Below are 18,799 nucleotides of genomic sequence, written 5' to 3'. Positions count from 1 at the left end.
TGGCTCGCGAACAATCGTCGGCGTAACCACAATGATCAGCTCTTTATCGGTATCGCTCTTGCCCGAGGATTTCGCCAAGTTACCCAGCAAGGGAATACTGCTCAGTCCCGGTGTATGGCTCTGATTATCCGCGACATCACGGCTCACCAGACCACCAATAACCAGGGCCTGGCCGTCGCGAAGGCGCGACGAAGTCTGTAGAGTGCGCACATTGAACGCCGAAGTATTTAAGCTAGAGCCCGTGCTGTTGGCGATATCCTGCGTCAACTGGGTATCGGGCAAAGAAATCGTCGGCCGCATGTCCAAGGTAATACGATCGTCCTCCCCAACCATGGCGCGAATTTCCAGCTCAACCCCAAAGGATTTAAAGTCGGTGCCACTAAAGACACCGCTCTGATTGCTGCCAACTTGATCATCGGCGGCAAGGCCGGTTGGCGCAAAGGCGTTGGGCACGGGCACTTCACCGCCAGCGCGAAAACTTGCCGATTCACCGGCCAGCACCGTCAGCGTTGGCCGTGACAGTGTGCGCGAGATACCCTCTTCTTCCAACAGGGCAAACAGAGCGTCAAAGGCAACATCACTACCGCCGATCTGAATATTATTGAGCAGTGTTCCACCGAGGATTTGCAAGGCATTTTCAATGGTGGAACCGCTGTTCTGCGAGCGCCCAGCCAGGCCGAATTGGCTGCTCGAATCATAACCGTTGCTTACCAGCGATACATCCGGACGCCAGTTCTTCAAGCGCCGACGGCTTACTTCGTGCATTTGCACCGACACCCTTACCTGGGGAAGGTCGCGCACTTCTACCATCGATAAAATACGTCCATCGGCGATCGACACCAACTTGGCTCGACCGACATTGGCACTGACATTATTACCCAGGCCGCCGCCGGCACCGCCAAAGCCTTGGCCACCCATCAAGCCACCCGACTCATTGGCAATGGCGCGAATGCTATCGTTGGTGTCGACTTGCTGTCCCTGGGGGCCCCCGCGATTATCGTGGCCAGAAACCACCCGCGAGGCGATATTGAGCACCCGAACCAAATCGACCTGAGTATCCACCTTGCCGGACATTATCAGGGTGTCGTGCTGGCTGCTCGCCACATCGCCGCGCTGCAGGCGGCGCACTTTAACGTCTTTGCCGCCGGCATCGGCGATCGCCCGCTCTAATTTCTCCTTGACGCTCATCGGCAGGGTTTCCACCTGAATTAAATTGATGATGCTGGCTTTGCTGCGACCGCGGTCGGCCGCCGGGCGAGCATCATCAAATGCCGATTGAAGGCGGAAATTAACATCATTGATCAATGACCCCGCACCGCCCTTCATCACCAAGTCAGCGCGCTGACCGTGATCACCGCCGACATCGAGATAATCTCGGGCCGCCGTTTCCGCGGCCATACGAAAATCCATGGTGGGTACACGACCACGCAGTACCAAAGCGGCGCGATCGGGCGCCAGCTGTAAGCGCAGATTGGGATGAATGTCGCGCAGGGCATCGCGAAGCACCGTTAGATCTTCCACCACACTGAACAAAAACGTCTCAGTCGTGCCGTCGGTATACCACACCATAATACTGGTACGCCCGACCTGCTTAGCCAGTGCGAGCACCTCGTTACTGCCGAGCACCTCGACTTCCATCGTCGACTCCTGCCCTACGGCAACCCGCTTTAAGGTCTTATTAAATACCAAGCGGGAGTGGGTCCACTGCACCAGTTCACGCGTACCTGACGACTGGCGGCCATCGGCGGTTTCGACAAACTTCAAACCATTGTCGGCAGCCTGCGACGGCAACGCAACGCCAAGGACGGCGACCACCGCCAGTGTAAGCACTGCCCCGGCATGCCGCCCACGACGTCGAAGTGTTATTGCGTCAATCATTGTTGCCAAACTCCCTTTCGGTCGAAGCTGCGCACTCCGCCGGATGATGGTCCCACGCACACTCGCGCTCGCCTGCGGGTACAGCCGCGTAGAAAGCTGCCCGCGAAAGCTCGTGGCAACCAAATCCGTCGACCTGTTCTTGTATTGGTGTTTTCGGGCAGAGATCGCCAAAGTCCATCACCCCATCTCGGTCGGTATCGGTATACGCAGCAATCAGCGGCGCCTGCCCCCGGCCCTCAGCCTTGTAGTGGCTATCGAGGTGACTGCAGGCAATCGTCAATGTAAGGCCCGCAAGCAATAACAGTGAACGCCCTTTAACACACCCAGTATAGGTTGCTGACATTATTAACCACCTTTCTAGCTGTAAATTTCTCCTTTGTTTTTGCAGAAAGCAGGCCAGCTGGTTGCAACATGCGAAATACTTTAATTAATAGATATATTTCAATAGGTTAAAAGCAAAGAAAGCGACGCTAAATGGACGACAAGCGCAGGGGGACAAGAGCATCGCGAATAAGCGTCGCAAAATGCAAAGCGATTTAAACAGATTCTCAGATGCCTATTCCGGACAAAAAAGCCGGGTAAAAAAAAGCCGGGCAAAGCCCGGCTTGGAAGTGCTCAGCCCTGTTTGGGGCCGCCGTTCTCACCCGGCCAGCGCGAGCCGCCAATGGTGTCGGCAAAGGGCATAAAGGCCTCTGGGTCCAGCGGGCCCTCCAGGGTAATGCGGCGATCTAGGAAGGTCGGTGTCCACAGCCAGGTCTCGGCCTCGCTGCGCATTGGCAACTTGCTGGCCAGCGGATCCCAGGGGCTGTCGCTTAGCGTCACTTGACCCTGTAATTTTTCCACGTGGGCCGTGCCGTACTTGGAGTAGACCCGCACCACATGGGGGGGGAAGTCCCAGCTCGGCTTGGCCATATCGACGCCGCGCAGCTGTTTGATCCACCACTCATTGGTTTCAAATTCCGGTGGATTTTCGCCAGTGCCGGTCACCTGACCTTTAAATTCCAGGAAGGTGTAGCCGCGGTGCGTCACCTTGGCCGAGACATAGTCCATCAAACGGTAGTACTGGGTTTCAGCATAGTACTTGGGCTGCCCCCAGCGCTCGTGGCTGCCGTAAATCGCAGCCTCCTGGTCAATGGCAATCCCCAGGGTGTACTCGCCTTCAATACCGTTGTAGTTGGCATCGACATTGACCACACAGCCGTATTCCGGCTCATTAAGCACCGGGAAGTTATAAATAGTAATCGTGACGCCGGGCTCTTTACCGGGCTCAATGCCGGGCGGCAATAACTTGGCGATGCTCTCGGCATCGGTTTTGTAGCGGATTTTCAGCATCGGCCAATTGAGAATATCACCGGGTTTACCCATGGGGGCGTTGGCATCGCTCATCATCTTTCCTCTTTATTATGGTTTTGGGACGGGTCAATCTGCGCGGCTCAGGCCGCGTAAAATTGTTCAAACCACTTGCGGTACTTCGCTATCGGGCCATCGCCGTCACACAGTGTCGGCTCTTCCAGATAAACCTTGTGCTCCCAGATCGGAATATCCTGACCAACTTGGCGCACGATTTCGTCGCGAAAACCAGCGGCGTACAGACTGTTCTCACCACTCTGCTGCTTGGGCATGCTGAAATTGAAACGCATATGGATGTTCTGATCGTCGATCGGCGTGATGGTGCCCATCATCACGATGTCGAACATTCGCGAGAAACGCTGATAGGTCTGACCGGGGCCAAAGGAATAAGCTTCCAAGCGCCCGGAGTCGTAATTTTCACCACTGAGGTCAACATTGCCCTGCTCGTCGATGGCGTGCTGGCGGCTGTCCATCAGCGTTGTGCGCTTATAACCATCAATCGTCACCTGTCCATCCGGCATCTCCGGTGAATCGTGCACGGTAACAAAGTGGGCGATATCCACGGCGTTTTCACCGGTTTCCTGGATAATCGAGTTGATCTCCCAGTCGTAGGTGTCCATCGCTGTCCACTCATCGGAGTGCAGCTCGGGATGGCGCTCAACTTCCCACAACGGCGCAATACCCTTGGGGTGGTACCAGGCCCAAATCATCTGATTCAGCTCAACCACTGGGTAGTTGCCAATGGCCTGTTTGCCGTCGACTTTCGGCGGCATGTTCTTGGCATAGGGCACCTTGGTACAAAAGCCCTCGCCGTTAAATTCCCAGGCGTGGAAGGGGCAGGCAATGCTTTCGCCCTTTACCTGGCCACCGTGACCGAGGTGAGCCCCCAAGTGCGGGCAGTGGGCATCGAGCAGTACCGCTTCACCGGACTCGGTGCGAAACAGCACCAGATCTTTGCCGAAATACTTCAGCGGTTTGACATCCTTGGGCGCCAAGTCCTTGCTGTAGTCAATGGCAAACCAACCGCATGGGATGGGCTTTTTATATCTATTATTCATGCTGCCTCCAAACCCTTCTCTTAAAAAAGGTAACCGTGATGTAAAAAAAGTATATGGTTTACTAATTTGGGTCAAGCGAGAGACGCAGGGAAATGATTACTGATTGTTAAGAAGGGCGAAATAGCAGAGCAAAAAATATAGAGGGGAAAGCCGAGCGCCACCACCTGGGCTCGGCAAAAGTGGATCAACCGTCGACGAGCATACTGCTTCTAATAAATGCCAACATCTCGCGGTAGCGAGCCTCGGAATCGTAATCCGCATTGTGCACCCAGTTCAGGGTGATGGCGTTGAACATGCCCACCGTCATCTCCGCGCAGAAAGCCGGCGTCAAACCCGGTTTCAAGGCGTCCCGGTTGTGCTCGTACATTCTCAGAAAGCTGTTGTTGATAAAGGCCAGTTGACCGGCGCCCTGGCTGATATTGGCCGCCATGGCGCCCACCGAGTAGGCGATCAACTGGCGCTCAACGCCGCCAGCCTGCTGGTTGCGATTGATAAACACCTCAACAAGATGCACAAGCTGCTGGAAAAAAGGTTCGCCGCAGGCCAACAACTCATCGATCAGCTTGTCGGTGCTCTGCAACAGTTCCTGTTCGCAGAGCTCCATCATCAGCTCGTGCTTGGTCGCGTAATAGTTGTAAAAGGTTTTCTTGGCGATATCCACACAGTCGCAAATGGCGTCAATGGTCAGCCCCTCAACGCCGTGCCGACCGATCAGCCGCAGGGTCTCCTTGCGAATGGTCTCGCGTACTGCCTTTTTCTTACGTTCTCGTCGCCCGAGCTGACTCGCTGGCACCGACTTCTCCTTGGGATCTGTCAAAGCGTCGAATCTTAGCGTATGCGCTGAAGGCAAGCCAACTTCCTCTATAGCACGTTGGGCGCCGTCGGCGTGGTGCGCTCGAGAATGCTCTGCGTGCGCGCAATAAACGCCGCCCGCGCCTTGTCCGACATCGGCGAAATCCAGAAGGTCTCGTCGCGCAGGCCTTGCAGGGCAAATTCGGCCACTTCTTCCGGCTCGGTGGTCTGCAGCTGCATATCGTACTGGGCCATTATTTCCTTCATGTCGTCCACCGAGTGAATCCCCGAATCGACTTTATTGGGGTCGACAGGCAGATCTTCCGGACGGTTGCGCTCGGAATTAAAGATGCCGGTATTGACCACATGGGGCCCCGGGAACAGCGCATTGACCTTCACCGGCGACTGCTGAGCCTGCAGTTGGTAGTGCAGGTTTTCAGTAATGGCCTGCGCCGCGGCCTTGGTGGCGGTGTAAATCGGCGTGTCCGGCAGCATCAAAAAGGCGCCGTTGCCGGAGCCCGTCACCACAAAATGCGCTTCTTCAGCCTGCTCAACCAAGCGCGGCATAAAGGCATTGATCGTGTGGATTAAGCCCCAGGTATTCACTCTAAAGCCCCACTCCCAATCGTTGGGATTGTAGTCCCACATATTGCCGCCCTCGCCGGTACCCACACCGGCGTTGGCAAACACCAGGTGCATGCTGCCAAAGCGCGTCAACACCGCTTCGGCCAGAGCATGCATAGATTCCTGATCAGTCACATCGGCGCGCTGGCCCATGCATTCACAGCCCAGCTCCTGCAATTCGGCCACCGTGCGCTCCAGCGCCTGGGCTTCAATATCGGCAATCGCCACCTTGGCGCCGTTCTTGGCCAGCAGCAGTGCCAATGCCCGCCCCACACCGCTGGCGCCGCCAGTGATAACCGCCACCTTGTTGCTAAAATCCTGCATAGTTACTCCCGTTATTGTTATTTCTAGACTCTGCTAGACCCTGTTAATACCGCCGTGACAACAGCCAGAGCAAAGCGTGAAAATAATGTCACTTGAGAATAAAAATACACGGTAGTATATTTTTTGGCAAACCGGTATTGCATCGCGCAGGCCCGGCTGCGCTCACAATAATCACAAGGAGCTACAGCAATGCTGAACACTGAACAGGCCGAACAAGCGCCGATTGAAACGCTGTTTAACCCCAATTCGATGGAATACGCCCTGGACCCGGGCCCGCAGTGCAAGGCACTGAGCGAACGCGGCCGGCTGGTGTGGTATGCGCCGTGGATGTGCTGGATTATGACCCGCATGCCCGACATCATGGAGTGCTGGAAACACGAGTATCTGAGCTCCGACTTCTACGACTGGGAGTTTGCCCCGCCGCGTCCGAAGGAGGAAGACTGGAATAACTTTGAGCGCGCACTGGTCGGCCACAGCCTATTGGACGACCCCCACCACCACCGACTGATCCGCAAAATTACCTCGCCGGCCTTTTCGCGCAATGTGGTCGACAACATCAACCGCCGCATCGAACCCGACATCATTCGTCTGTTCCAGGAACTCGGCGATGTCGAGGAATTCGACTATATCGAAGAAATTGCCAAGCACATTCCCTTTATTTCCATCACCCGCATGGTCGGCATCCCTGAAAAATACTGGCCGCAGATCAAGCAGACGGTACTGACCTTTACCGAGACCTGGAACCCGACCATCTCTGACGAGCGTCGCGCCAAGGCTCAGGAAGACAGCAACCGCGCCATCGATATTTTATTTGAAGTCATTAACGAGCGCCGCCAATCGCCCAATGGCGAAGAGGACTTCCTCAGTGCGTTGTTGAAAGTTGAAGCCGAAAACGACAACTTCGACGAATGGGACATTATTACGCTGATTTTGGCATTGATCGGCGCCGGCGCCGACACTACCTTAATGGCCCAGCAGTGGTCGGCCTACGCCCTGCTCAAAAACCCCGATCAAATCCCGCTGGCACTGGAATCGCCCGAGGCCTTTTCTAACGCCTTTAGCGAAATTATGCGCTGGTCCGGCCATTCCAAAATGGGCTTTGCGCGCTACGCCCCCGCCGACATGGAAGTCCTCGGTCAGCAGGTGAAAAAAGGCCAGATGGTGCTGATGATGCCCCATCTGAAAGACCACGACCCCGAGCATTTCGACAATCCCTACACTCTCGATGTGCGCCGCAAATTTGACCCCGATGTGCTGTTTGGCTACGGCCCGCGCTACTGCGTCGGCGCCGCACTGGCCAAGCACCAGCTCTATCTGAGCATGGGCGAGTTTTTCAAACGCTTCCCCAATGCCTCGCTGGCCGAAGAGCCCGAGCGCAACCTGGAAGACCACAACGCCATCAGCTTCAAATCACTGCGGGTCAAAACCGGCCTGTAAGTCCCCGGCACCGGCAGTAACCTGCCGGTGCCGTGCTCTTCTATCCAGCCGCGCAGCGAGCTCGCCCGCCCACCGGCTCAGCGCCATCAAGCTCTCTCCGTCGCCAAGCGCCGCCAAGGCAATCGCGACACACCGCCCTAGCCATTACTTCTACCCCCAACACCGATAATAAGGCGCGACAATCGACAACCACTAGGCCGGCAGCGGGCCGTCACTGTAGCGGGTGTAGGTCAACAACTGCTCGCCGCAGCTCTGCCAATGCACGGCAAAGCGTTGACCGGCCGGCAATGCCACCGCCAGCGCCGAACGCGGCCGCAGAAACAAACAGCACCCGCCGACATCGGCCGCCTGCAGTCGCACCTCGGCAAAATCAATATAGCGCTGCAGCCGAGGGTATAGGGCCTTGTACAAACTCTCCTTGGCCGAAAACAACAGCGCCACCGCCACCCCGCGGGGCAGCGCCGCCAGCAGCGCCCACTCCTCGTCACCGCCAATCAGCGGTGCCAGTTCCTCGGCGGCATCGGCCGCCAGTGGCGACTCGATATCCAGCCCCAGCGGTGACGTTCGCCCCACGGCGCACAGAGCCTGCGAGTCACTGTGGCTGATCGCCCCGAACACCCCCGCCGGCCAACAGGCCTGGCCACCCGCGCCCCGCGGCGGGCTGCGGTGGTCGGCAGCGATCGCCGCCAGGGCGAGACGCGCCGCGCAGCGCCCGGCCAAAAACTGCGCCTGACGCGGCGCGGCGGCACGCACCAAGGCATCTGGCGCAGTCACACCATAGTGAGCAAACAAGGTCGGCGAAAAAGCCTCGGCGCGGAAATGACACAGCGTGGCCGTCACATTAATCGCCGACAGCCTCAGCGGCGACAACTCAGCGATAAAAGGTGTGGCCGTAAACAAGTCGGCCGCAAGGGCCACTGGGGAGACGTCAACCAAGTAGCTGTGCGGCCAGCGCATCGATATCAGCGCCCACCGCTGCCCGGCGCTCACCGTCGAGATAGCCCCACTGCTGCAGCTGCGCCACCGCCGCCGCAACGCCGTCCTCAGCGCGCAGTTGCTCACCCAGCTGCGCCGCCCGCAGCTGCATCAAGGCACCGCCGGCTTCGCGCAAGGCCGCCTCGACATCGGCGGCGTACAAGCGTTTGCGGCGCAGGGCCGGCGGCGCCACGCCCAGCTGCGCCAACCGCCACGCCCAGAACGGCTGGTCACCAAAAAACGGCATCACCACCGAGGGAATTCCCGCCCGGGCAGCCGCCGCGGTGGTGCCGGCACCGCCGTGGTGAATCGCCACCTTGACCCGTGGAAACAGCCAGTCGTGGGGCGCCGCCTGCAGGCAGTAGACTCGCTCGTCGGCGACGGCAGCCAAACCACCCCAGCCGCTGGCAAAGATTGCCCGCTGACCGGTGTTGCGCAGGGCCTGCAGGATCACCTCACTGAGCGCCGCACTGTCGTCGCCGAGCATACTGCCAAAACCCACGTACACCGGCTTGTCGCCAGCATCGAGAAAATCCTGCAGGGCCTGCGGTGGCTGCCACTGTTCGGCCTCGTCTAAAAACCAGTTGCCCGCCACCTGCACCGAGTCCGGCCAGTGCCGCGACGGCGGCACCAGGCTGGAGCTAAAACCGTAGAGCAGTTGCTGGGGGCGCCGGCGCCGATAAAACGGCCCGTACCAGGGCAGTGCTGGCAGACCCAACTGCTCGCGCACCGCGCCATAGGCCGGGCTGAGCATCTGCCAGGTAAGCAGCCGGCACAGGTGGTAGAGCGATTGATTAACGACCCCCGCTCGCGAGCGGCGCGGCGGCGGCAACATCATTGGCGGAATATCCGGGCAGGGCGTGACCGGCTGCAAATGGGTTTCGACAACCGGTATGCCGTAGCGCTCCCCCAGTGCCGAGGCCAGCGCCGCCACCATGCCATTGCCCAGCAACAAACCGGCACCGGCAACCGCCGCACTGGCCTGCTCGGGCCAATCCGCCGCCATCGTCAGCAGTTCACGGCGGGCGGTCGCCAGCAGGGCCACCGGGTTTAAACCGCGCTGTAAGACCTCGGGGTCTCTGGCCATCACCTCTAGAAAGTCGGCAGTCAGCGGCGCGTAGTCCAAGCCGTGGCTGCGCACCAGCGACTCGCAGCTGTCGCCGGTGACGATACACACTTGGTGACCGGCATCCTGCAAACCCAGCCCCAGTGCCACAAAGGGCCGCACGTCCCCCTGTGTGCCGATGGAAAAAATACAAACCTTCATGCTATTGCTCCGCCAGGGCGCGAGCGACAAAGGGCCCAATCACCGCCAGCGGCTCGGCGTCCAGCATCTGCTGGTGGTGGCAGTCCACCGGATAGATGTGCAAATCCGCCACCGCGCGGCGCCAGGCCTGCGGGCGATGCTGTAAATGCGCGGAACTGGCGGTGTTAACCGCCTGGAAAAAGTGCATAGCAACATCGACAGGCTGTGGCCGAAAGTCTTGCAGCAGCTGCAGGTTGTTAGCGATAACGGCACTGACATCGTCAATTAGCGCGCTCTGCTTGCCCTGCAATTGTTTGACGAATTCCAGATTCAGCACATCGTATTCCCGACACAGAAACTCGCTCAACTCCGCCATGCTGTCCGGCGCGGCAGGGCTGTCAATATCGAGAAAGGCCAGCACATTGCGCACCGTTTCGGCTTCGTCGCCGGTGGCTCGCTGCGCAAAGGGATAGGCATCCAGGGCGCCGAGGAAGCTCAGCGACTCGCCCAACTCGCGCAGTTGGCGGGCCATCTCCTGGGCGATAACGCCGCCCATCGACCAACCCAACAAGCGATAGGGGCCACAGGGCTGGTGCTCGCGAATCAGCGCAATATAGTCGGCAGCAATGTCTTCAAGGCACGGCGGCAAGGGTTCGCCACCACCCAGACCGCGCGATTGAATACCGTACAGCGCCGTGCCCTCGGGCAGGTACTGAGCCAATCCGGCAAAGCCCCAACTCAAGCCCAACACCGGATGAATACAGAACAGCGGCTGACCTTCGCCGCGCGCCGCCAGCGTGTTCAGCGGCTGCACATTGGCCAGCGGATCCAACTGCTGATCGCGCTGCAAATGCTCGGCCAGCTCGGCAATGGTCGTGGCCTCGAAAATCGCCGCCAGCGGCACCTCCCTGCCCAGCACATCACGCAGTTTCGCCACCATCTTCGCCGCGGTAATCGAGTCGGCACCGAGCTCGAAGAAACTGTCGTGCACCCCGATACGCTCCAGCTTAAAGAGCTCACACCACAACTCGGCCAGCTGCGCTTCCAGCGCATTGCGCGGCGCGATGGTGCTGCGCGACTGCCACCGGGGCTCAGGCAGCGCCTTGCGATCCAATTTACCGTTGACGTTCAGAGGGAAGTCGTCGAGCACCACATACTGCGATGGCAGCATATACTCGGGTAGTTTGCGCTCCAGCTGCGGCCGCAGCGCCGCCGCCTGCAGCGCCTCATGCTCGGCGTGGTAGCCGTCATCGGCCAACAAATAGGCCACCAGTCGCGGCTCGCCAGCGCTGTCGTTGCGCAGCACCACCGCCGCGCGCCGCACCCCCTGGCAGCGCAGCAACTGACTCTCTATTTCTTCGCTCTCGACCCGGAAGCCGCGAATTTTAATCTGAAAATCATTGCGCCCGAGATATTCCAGCACCCCATCGCGCCGCCAGCGCGCCAGGTCGCCGGTTTTGTAAAGACGGCCGTCGCCGAAGGGATTGTCGACAAAGCGCTCTGCCGTGAGGTCCGGGCGCCGGTGATAGCCCAGCGCCAGACCGGCGCCGCCGATATACAGCTCACCGGCCGCACCGGTAGGCAGCAACTGCATAGCCTCGTTCAGTACATAGACTTGAGTATTCCAGATCGGTCGACCAATCGCCGGCGCACTGCCGTCGAGCTTATCCACTCGCATCTGGGTCGACCAAATGGTGGTTTCGGTGGGGCCGTAGAGATTAACCAATGGCGCGCCCAACCGGCGCATCGCCTTGGCCAACTCGGCGGGCAGAGCCTCGCCGCCGACCAGCGGCTGTACACCGCGCAGCGCCGCGGCGTGGTCGTCCAGCAAGGCCTGCCAGTGCGACGGCGTCGCCTGCATATGGCTGATGCCGCGCGCCTGCACCAGCGCCGCCAACGCCGCGGGGTCGCGGGCAATATCGCGGCTGGCAATATGTACCTGGGCGCCGGCCAACAGCGGCAAAAACAGCTCCAGCACGGCAATATCGAAGGACACCGTAGTCAGCGCCAACAGGGTATCACCGGCGGCTAACTGCAGGCTGTCTTGCATGGCCAGCAAAAAATTGAGCAAACCGCCGTGGGCGATCACCACCCCCTTAGGCCGGCCGGTCGAGCCGGAGGTGTAAATAATATATGCGGGGTCCGCTGCGCTTACCCGCCTGCGCGGCATCGGGCTATCGGCAAAGGCATCGAGATTCAATTGTTCCCACAGCAAGGTTTGCACGCCACTGTCGGGCAGTTTGCCGCAATTCGATTCCGTGCTCAGCAGTAAGGTGGGCTGGGCATCGTCCAAAATCATCGCCAGGCGATCAGCTGGCACATCGGGGTCGAGTGGCAAATACGCGGCGCCGCAGCTGAGCACCGCCAGCAGCGCCGTCGGCAGCGAGGCATCGCGGGGCAGCGACACCGCCACCAACTTGCCGGGGCCTACCCCCAGTACACTCAGCGCCCTGGCCAGGCGGTTAACCTGTGAGCCCAGCTCGGCATAGCTTAGTGATTGCACGGCATCGCTCAGCGCCGGACGCTGGGCAAAGCTGGCCACACTGTCACTAAACAGCACTGGCCATTGGCTTTCGGGTAGCGCATGCGCGGTGTTGTTCCAATCCTCCAACTGCTTGCGGCGCTCGTTCACCGATAACAAGTCAAAGTCGCCAATGGCGCGCTCCGGCGTGGCAATCATCGCCTCGATCAAGCGCGTCAGCCGATCGCGGTGCTCGTCCAGCTCAGCCTGGCTGTACAGCGCCGGATTGGCATCGATAACAATATTCAGCCCCTGATTGCTGCCGCGGTCGAAGACAAATACCGTCATGTCTTCCACCGTACCGTTGGACAAATTGTGGGCGCTACAGGGGTGGCCGCCAAAGCCCAATTCATAATCAAAGGGCTCGATATTCACCCCCATCCAGGAGATCTGTTGGCCCTGGGCCAGCAAACCGAGATCGCGGCGCAGTTCTTCGTAGCGATATTGCTGGTGGCGCAGCGAGTTACGCACGGTTTTCGCCGTTTGCCCCAGCAGTTCGACCAGGCTCTGCTCATCGCTCATGGCCAGGCGGATCGCCACCGCATTGGCCATCATCGCCGGAATACTGCGCAAGCTGCGATTGGCCCGAGCAGTCACCGGCATACCGAATACCAGATCCTGCTGTCCCGTCATGCGGTAGGTGTAGACCGCCACCATCGCGATCAGCAACTGCGGCACCGAGCCGCCGTAGTGCTGGGCGATTTCGCGAATCTGCGCCGAGCTGTCCAGCGACAGGGTCACGCTGCTGCGGCGCAGACCGCCGCTGTGCTGGGCGTTGCGCTGTGACAGCGAAATCGCATCGGGAATGCCGCTGAGCTGTTCTTTCCAATACTCTCGGTCGCGACCGTAACGCGACGACTCGCGATAGCTTTTCTCCTGATCCAACTGCACTGACAGCGGCAGGAAGGGGGTTTCTCCAACGGCCTCATTATTCACCAGGCCGTTGTACAGTTCCGCCAGACGGCGGGCAATAAGGCCGGCGCCAAATCCGTCTATGGTGATGTGATGGCAGCGGTGGTACCAAAAGAAGCGCCGCTCGCTGAGCTTAATCAGCGCGCTAAACCACAGCGGGTCACTGGCTAAATCGGCGGGACGGCGCAGCTCATCGTTCATCCAGCGCAGCGCACGCTGCTCAGCGTCGGCGCCGCCACTGAAATCCAGCACCGGCAGCTCACCCTCGTAACGCTCTGCCACCAGTTGACGCGGGCCTTCCGCCGTTTCAATGATCTGCACCCGCGTGGACTCCGCTTCGGCAGTGAGCAGGCGCGTCGCCTGCACAAACAAGGCCGCATCCATGTAGCCATCAATATCCACATACTCGGCAAGCTTGTAGACGGCATCGCTGGGGCCAATCTTCTCCCCCATCCACATGCCGCGCTGAGCGGCAGCAATAGGCAGCAGCTGGGGGACTGGCGCCAACACTTCAGCTCGCGTTTCGCGAGCCAGGCTCAAGTCGCCGCCCGACGTCAATCTCCTAGCGCCAACCAACAGTTCGGCGTCCAGATCTTTTCTCAAATAGGGGTCGGCAGGTTTCTGCTGGCTGATTAACTTTTCCATCTTGATCGTCTCTTCCACTAGGCACGTTCTCAACAAACAGTGGCGACCACCGACGTATCGGAATCAGCACTCCCCGCTTGCAGTTATATTTTTTATAAGTCGCGTTAAATAGCCGGTTTTTATTAAAGCAATTCAACAGCGCGGAACGATGATAAGGACTTCAGCACAGACACCGATGTGACTTAAGTCACAAGAAGAAATAATGAAGTTAGAATTTTTACTTATATTTCAATGGCTTGCGACACATGCAATTCAGTTTGTGACACACCCATTCCAAGCACAATGTGTAATAGTGATTTTTAAAACAATGAAAACCCCTGCTCACAATGGGCGTTAGATTTTTCCATTGTGGTTTATACCTATAAAAATTAGGCGCCGATAAAATCAGCGCCATCGCCAACACCTAAGCTGCCATTTCCCGGGCAACGAGCTTGTCTAAACGCGCCTCGTAATTGCGCAACAAGGTATTGCGCGGCCGACTGGCAGTAGCCGCTTTTAGCACACCCGCCTCCTGACATAGCGGCAAGCCCAAAAAACCAGACAAGTCGCCAAGCACCGTCGCGGGCGATGCCACCAGTTCCCGATAATCGACTTCCAACGCCTGAGCCGCCGGCATCACCGCGAGTTCTCTGCGATATTCGGCGACCTGTTTGGCCACTACCCTGGCCAGTAACGGCCGCGCCAACAGGCCAATCCCCCGCCGGCCGAGCAATTTGCGCAAGCCGCGCAGCCACAGCCACACCACGTAACCCGCCCGATAACCGCGGCGGCCATCACCGCGGTCCAGCAGCATTTCCAAGTAGTGCTGCGGGCCCTCCAGATAGCTCAGCAGGGCATTGAGCATGCTGTTAAGCACGGCCATGGGTTCGCGGCTGATATAGATAAAGCGCGCCTCGGGAAAACGCTCGGCCATCCACTGGGCATTGCCGGTGTCCCAGGGGTTTTTTAACAGCACCGCCTCGCTGCCCGGCTGCACCGCCTGCAGCTTCCGGCACATCTGTTCGAAGAAGGCGGCACTGCCTTCATTCAGCTTAAAACTGCCAAAACGGCGGCGCAGCAGGTAGCCGTATTCCTCAACCTCATCGGCTGCCACGGCTACCGAATCAATATTGCGATCACGGATACCCAACGCGGTGAAGCAGGCGTCAAGCTGCTTGGCATCCCGAACATCTCCGCCGGACTGCTGATTGCTGAGCAGGCGATTGTAGTAAAACAGGTGATAGAGATTGAGCTGGGCCAGAGGGAAGGCACGGGCCACACTGTCGTAGAGGAAGGTGGTCCCGGAGCGATGCAGCCCCATAATAAATACCGGCCGCACCGGCAGTTGATTTAATGAAGTTAGCAGCGCCGCATCTTCGTCGTGGCGGGGAAAGTCTGGATCAATAGGATAATGCATGAGGGCCTCTTCTTATTTGCACAACAGACATCCTGTCATTGCAGAGGCCGCCACTCTAGCGGAATTAACTTGGCAATATCCCGGAACCGGTAGACGTTTTCGAGGTCTTCCAAAACTGATAACGGTTAATTTCAGGCGAATATTCCACGCTAATTACCAACTCCCGACGACTGCGCACTAACTGCTGCAGCCAGCCATTTTCACTAGCAGGCCAGCAAGGCGGGCTTTTTGTTCTACGCAAGCAAACTAGAAGCCCGATTTGAGCGCTGACGACTGATCAGCGCTCGCCGGCCATGTTTGGCCGGCAACTGCTGCAATGGGCCGGCTAGAGCTCCGCACTGCGCCGCAGCAGCTGATAATAAATCGCCACTGCATCCACATAACTGGCAATAGACACCCGCTCGTCAGTGCCGTGAATACCCGCCATTTCCCGGGGCCCGACTTCTATACCGATAAAACGGTAACTGTTTTCCGCTACCGCCTCGAAATGACGGGCATCGGTGGCGACCACCACCAGCCGCGGCGCCACCAGCGTCTCGGGGCTGACTTGCTGCACCAGCTCGGCCAGCAGCCTAAAGCCCGCCGATGCCGGTGACGCCACCGCCGAGGGGTTGCTGCCAAAGCCGCCATAGCGACTGATGCTCACCCGCGGGTCGTCAATAATCTCAGCCACCTGTTGCTCCACGCTATCTACCGTGTCGCCAGGTAAAATTCGAAAATTCACCACCGCGCTGGCCTCAATGGGCAGCACATTGTCCTGCACACTGCCCTGCAACATGGTCACTGCGGTGGTGGTGCGCAGACCGGCATTGATCGCTGGCACTTCGCTGAGACGGGCTTCCAGCAGTGGCGCAAACAACCAGCGGTTGGCGAACATCAGCCGCTGGTAAAACGGCACGCTGTTGCCCAGATAGCGAATAAAATCGACGGTGTAGTCCAGCGTCGCCGGCAGCGGCTTGGCCTCGAGCTTGGCCACGGCCGCCGCCACAATGCCGGCAGCGCTCTGCGGCGGCGGCATCGACGAGTGGCCACCGCTGCCGCGGGCGCTCAGCTGCAGGCTAACGTAGCCCTTCTCTGCCGGGCCAATCAATGCCACCCGCCGCTCAATGCCGGGCAGCATGTCCTTGGCAATCACCCCGCCCTCGTCCAGCAGGAAGGCCAGCGACTCGCCGCGCTCGGCCAGCAGCGCCGCCATTGCCTTGGCCCCCTCGCCGCCAACCTCCTCGTCGTGACCAAAACCGAGGTAAACGGTGCGCGGCGGCACAAAGCCCTCAGCCAACAGCCGCTCGACGGCCTCGAGAATACCCACCACGCTGGCCTTGTCGTCAATCGCACCGCGCCCCCAGATATAACCATCGGCGATGGTCCCGGCAAAGGGCGGGTAGCTCCACTCGTCTTCGGTGCCCGGAATCACCGGCACCACATCCTGATGGGCAATCAGCATCACCGGTTTAGCCTGCTCGTCACTGCCCGCCCAGCGAAATAGCAGCGTGCCGCCGTCCAGACGCTGGTAGGGGATTTCGGCAAACACCCGCGCAAAGCGCTGCGCCAGATAGGCCTGAAAGTCGGCAAAGGCCTGGGTGTTTACCTGTGTGGGGTCACGGTGAGATACGGTGGCAAAGCGCAGTGCGCCCGCCAAGCCCTGGGCCAATTCATCAGCCGGCCAGTCCTGCAGGGGCAGAGTCTCACCGGCCTGCAGTTCCGGCGGTTTAAATTGCAGAGTGCGCAGCAGCAATACCGCGACCAATAACAGCACTGCCACCGCCAACAAAGCCAAAAGGCGTTTCATAATTCTCTCCCTAAACTCGACATATCTCGCTGTGGCTGCGCAGCATCAGCCGCTTCAGCGGAATTGATAGCTGAACTCCAGCCCCGCCTCTCGCGGCGTACCCGGCACGCGATTGGCCACGCCAATCACGCTGGTCACTGCAATACCGCCGACAAAATAGGGCTCGTCTTTAAGATTGTTCACATAGGCGGCCACGCCCATCTGCTCGGTGATCTGCCACTTGGCGCGGGCATTGAACAGCTCGTACTGACCGATCGTCGAGCTGGCGTAGTCACCGCTCAAATAGTCGGTGCCAATGAATATCTCATCGGAGTAGTAATACTGCAGTTGCGGGCTGATCAGCCCCAGCGGCGAATGCCAGTCGTACTGGATGACCAAGCCGCGCACATTTTGCGGTACCTGGGGGAAGGCCTCACCGCTGCGATCCACTACCGCAAACCCCTCGGCGGTGTTGGTGCCCAGGTCGTATTCGACAAAGTCGCCATCGGTGTAACCGGCGTTGGCACTGAGGGTGAAATCCCCCAGCAGGGCGGTCAATTCCAGCTCAAAGCCATCGACCACTGCTTCGCCGGCATTGCCGGTAAACTGCACCACTTCGGTCTGGGTGCTGCCGCGTTCATACAGGGCCACCTGCAAGTCGCTGTAATCCATCTGGTAGACCGCCACATTGAAACGCAGGCGGCTATCCAGGGCATCCACCTTCACACCCAGTTCTTTGTTGACCACCACCTCGGGCTCAAACTGCTTGATCGACGATTCGGTCTGGGTGGAGCGCACATCCAGGCCGCCCGATTTAAAGCCCTTGCTCACCGTGGCATAGGCAATAAAGCTGTCGACACCCAGGGCCGACAGCAGCTCTTCATCCGCCAGGTAGTTTAAGGTGATGCTGGGCGTAAACTCCGAAAATTCAGTGTCCCCGCGCAGGGGCGCGGCATACAGAAAAGGCACTTGCGGGGCTTGGTAGGCCAGATACTGCTGCTGCGACACCGGCGAATATATGCCGTCCATTACATACACAAGCGGCTGCACAATTGCAGGATTGCTGCCAATCTGCGCATTCAAGCGGTTGGCGTATTCCTCGTAGTCCGGCGTCCCCTGAATCTGCACCGTGCTGCGCTCTTCCTCGGTGTAGCGCACGCCGAGGGTCAGCTGCATGCTGTCTCTCAGGTCCAGCGTGCCCTGAGCAAAAAGGGCCGTTGTCGTGTTGTGGTAGTCCGCCAGGGCAAGGGCATTGGCCTGTACCGGCAGCACAAAATTATTGGGCAGCGGTATACCGAGATCCGCCGCGGCATTTGGCCCCACGGCCACTAGGCCGTTATCACCGACCTCGGTACCGTCGATGCTGTTATCCAGGCGCTCCTCGGCATAAAACAGGCCAAAGGTGTAATTCAGGCTATCGTCCCAGGCCGTGCCATTAAACTTCACTTCCTGACTAAACTGCTCGCGAACCGCCTCGCCCACCGAGCTGTCATCCGCGCCCGCCAGTATTTGGTAAGCCGCGTCCGGCCCCACCGCCACCGCGCGAATAGCGGTGCCGTCGGAATCGCCACTGATGCGAATATTGTCCTGCATGGCGTAACTGCTGATACTCTCAACATCCATCCCCCACAGCGGGCCGCGCAGGGTGAGCGCCAACAAATGGTTATCAATGGCGTAGACCGCGTCCTCTTCGGTTTGACTGACCTTGAACTGCTTGGCCAAGGCACTGCTTTCATCACAGGCGGTTTTCAGATCGCGACCGCGATCACCGCGATAAATCCCCTGAGTCAGAATGGCCTGCTCGTTTTGGAACACACAGTTATAGGGTGAACCACGTTCATCGATGCGACTGAGAAAGCCAAACACATCCACT

13 protein-coding genes are annotated in these 18,799 nt (G+C 59.0%); 1 reads left to right on the top strand and 12 read right to left on the bottom strand.

Annotated elements, in window-relative coordinates; all coding sequences use genetic code 11:
• From ABYM29_RS10010 to ABYM29_RS09985, 6 genes are all read right to left on the bottom strand, one after another.
• The coding region (locus tag ABYM29_RS10010; RefSeq protein ID WP_372864595.1) for a pilus assembly protein N-terminal domain-containing protein at positions 1 to 1,878 on the bottom strand (1,878 nt) is incomplete at its 3' end.
• Positions 1,871 to 2,221 (bottom strand): hypothetical protein, encoded by a 351-nt coding sequence (locus ABYM29_RS10005; RefSeq protein ID WP_372864594.1) that lies wholly within the window; start codon positions 2,219 to 2,221, stop codon positions 1,871 to 1,873. The genes ABYM29_RS10010 and ABYM29_RS10005, both read right to left, overlap by 8 nt.
• 272 nt (positions 2,222 to 2,493) lie before the next feature.
• Positions 2,494 to 3,267, bottom strand: coding sequence for an acetoacetate decarboxylase family protein (locus tag ABYM29_RS10000; RefSeq protein WP_372864593.1), 774 nt, complete (start codon positions 3,265 to 3,267; stop codon positions 2,494 to 2,496).
• Between the two features lie 44 nt (positions 3,268 to 3,311).
• Positions 3,312 to 4,286: a Rieske 2Fe-2S domain-containing protein gene (locus ABYM29_RS09995; RefSeq protein WP_372864592.1), complete on the bottom strand. Its 975-nt coding sequence runs from the start codon at positions 4,284 to 4,286 to the stop codon at positions 3,312 to 3,314.
• A 184-nt stretch (positions 4,287 to 4,470) separates the two neighbouring features.
• Positions 4,471 to 5,079, bottom strand: coding sequence for a TetR/AcrR family transcriptional regulator (locus ABYM29_RS09990; protein WP_372864591.1), 609 nt, complete (start codon positions 5,077 to 5,079; stop codon positions 4,471 to 4,473).
• Between the two features lie 68 nt (positions 5,080 to 5,147).
• Positions 5,148 to 6,026, bottom strand: coding sequence for an SDR family NAD(P)-dependent oxidoreductase (locus ABYM29_RS09985; protein ID WP_372864590.1), 879 nt, complete (start codon positions 6,024 to 6,026; stop codon positions 5,148 to 5,150).
• A gap of 189 nt (positions 6,027 to 6,215) precedes the next feature.
• On the opposite strand from ABYM29_RS09985, the gene ABYM29_RS09980 reads away from it, so the two are divergent.
• Positions 6,216 to 7,463 (top strand): cytochrome P450, encoded by a 1,248-nt coding sequence (locus ABYM29_RS09980; protein ID WP_372864589.1) that lies wholly within the window; start codon positions 6,216 to 6,218, stop codon positions 7,461 to 7,463.
• Positions 7,464 to 7,655: 192 nt separating this feature from the next.
• Here ABYM29_RS09980 and ABYM29_RS09975 read toward each other — a convergent pair whose 3' ends face one another.
• The 6 genes from ABYM29_RS09975 to ABYM29_RS09950 form a co-directional block, all read right to left on the bottom strand.
• On the bottom strand, positions 7,656 to 8,420 hold the full coding sequence (locus ABYM29_RS09975; RefSeq protein ID WP_372864588.1) for a 4'-phosphopantetheinyl transferase: 765 nt from the start codon (positions 8,418 to 8,420) through the stop codon (positions 7,656 to 7,658).
• Positions 8,392 to 9,705: a glycosyltransferase gene (locus ABYM29_RS09970; RefSeq protein WP_372864587.1), complete on the bottom strand. Its 1,314-nt coding sequence runs from the start codon at positions 9,703 to 9,705 to the stop codon at positions 8,392 to 8,394. Before ABYM29_RS09970 ends, ABYM29_RS09975 begins: the two co-directional genes overlap by 29 nt.
• A gap of 1 nt (position 9,706) precedes the next feature.
• On the bottom strand, positions 9,707 to 13,762 hold the full coding sequence (locus tag ABYM29_RS09965; protein ID WP_372864586.1) for an amino acid adenylation domain-containing protein: 4,056 nt from the start codon (positions 13,760 to 13,762) through the stop codon (positions 9,707 to 9,709).
• Between the two features lie 403 nt (positions 13,763 to 14,165).
• Positions 14,166 to 15,158: a sulfotransferase gene (locus tag ABYM29_RS09960; RefSeq protein WP_372864585.1), complete on the bottom strand. Its 993-nt coding sequence runs from the start codon at positions 15,156 to 15,158 to the stop codon at positions 14,166 to 14,168.
• Between the two features lie 325 nt (positions 15,159 to 15,483).
• Complete coding sequence (locus ABYM29_RS09955) at positions 15,484 to 16,947, bottom strand: M20 family peptidase (RefSeq protein WP_372864584.1); 1,464 nt, start codon at positions 16,945 to 16,947, stop codon at positions 15,484 to 15,486.
• Between the two features lie 54 nt (positions 16,948 to 17,001).
• Positions 17,002 to 18,799: TonB-dependent receptor domain-containing protein (locus ABYM29_RS09950; RefSeq protein WP_372864583.1), on the bottom strand; the 1,798-nt coding region annotated here is incomplete at its 5' end.

This window comes from Spongiibacter sp. (assembly GCF_041602295.1).
Classification (GTDB): domain Bacteria; phylum Pseudomonadota; class Gammaproteobacteria; order Pseudomonadales; family Spongiibacteraceae; genus Spongiibacter.
This window is presented reverse-complemented; position numbering and strand designations above follow the sequence as displayed.

What these genes read in the sequence shown, in the direction of transcription:
- ABYM29_RS10005 (WP_372864594.1), bottom strand. Translation starts at nt 2,221, where the DNA reads ATGTCAGCAACCTATACTGGGTGTGTTAAAGGGCGTTCACTGTTATTG.
- ABYM29_RS10000 (WP_372864593.1), bottom strand. Translation starts at nt 3,267, where the DNA reads ATGATGAGCGATGCCAACGCCCCCATGGGTAAACCCGGTGATATTCTC.
- ABYM29_RS09995 (WP_372864592.1), bottom strand. Translation starts at nt 4,286, where the DNA reads ATGAATAATAGATATAAAAAGCCCATCCCATGCGGTTGGTTTGCCATT.
- ABYM29_RS09985 (WP_372864590.1), bottom strand. Translation starts at nt 6,026, where the DNA reads ATGCAGGATTTTAGCAACAAGGTGGCGGTTATCACTGGCGGCGCCAGC.
- ABYM29_RS09980 (WP_372864589.1), top strand. Translation starts at nt 6,216, where the DNA reads ATGCTGAACACTGAACAGGCCGAACAAGCGCCGATTGAAACGCTGTTT.
- ABYM29_RS09975 (WP_372864588.1), bottom strand. Translation starts at nt 8,420, where the DNA reads ATGCGCTGGCCGCACAGCTACTTGGTTGACGTCTCCCCAGTGGCCCTT.
- ABYM29_RS09970 (WP_372864587.1), bottom strand. Translation starts at nt 9,705, where the DNA reads ATGAAGGTTTGTATTTTTTCCATCGGCACACAGGGGGACGTGCGGCCC.
- ABYM29_RS09965 (WP_372864586.1), bottom strand. Translation starts at nt 13,762, where the DNA reads ATGGAAAAGTTAATCAGCCAGCAGAAACCTGCCGACCCCTATTTGAGA.
- ABYM29_RS09960 (WP_372864585.1), bottom strand. Translation starts at nt 15,158, where the DNA reads ATGCATTATCCTATTGATCCAGACTTTCCCCGCCACGACGAAGATGCG.
- ABYM29_RS09955 (WP_372864584.1), bottom strand. Translation starts at nt 16,947, where the DNA reads ATGAAACGCCTTTTGGCTTTGTTGGCGGTGGCAGTGCTGTTATTGGTC.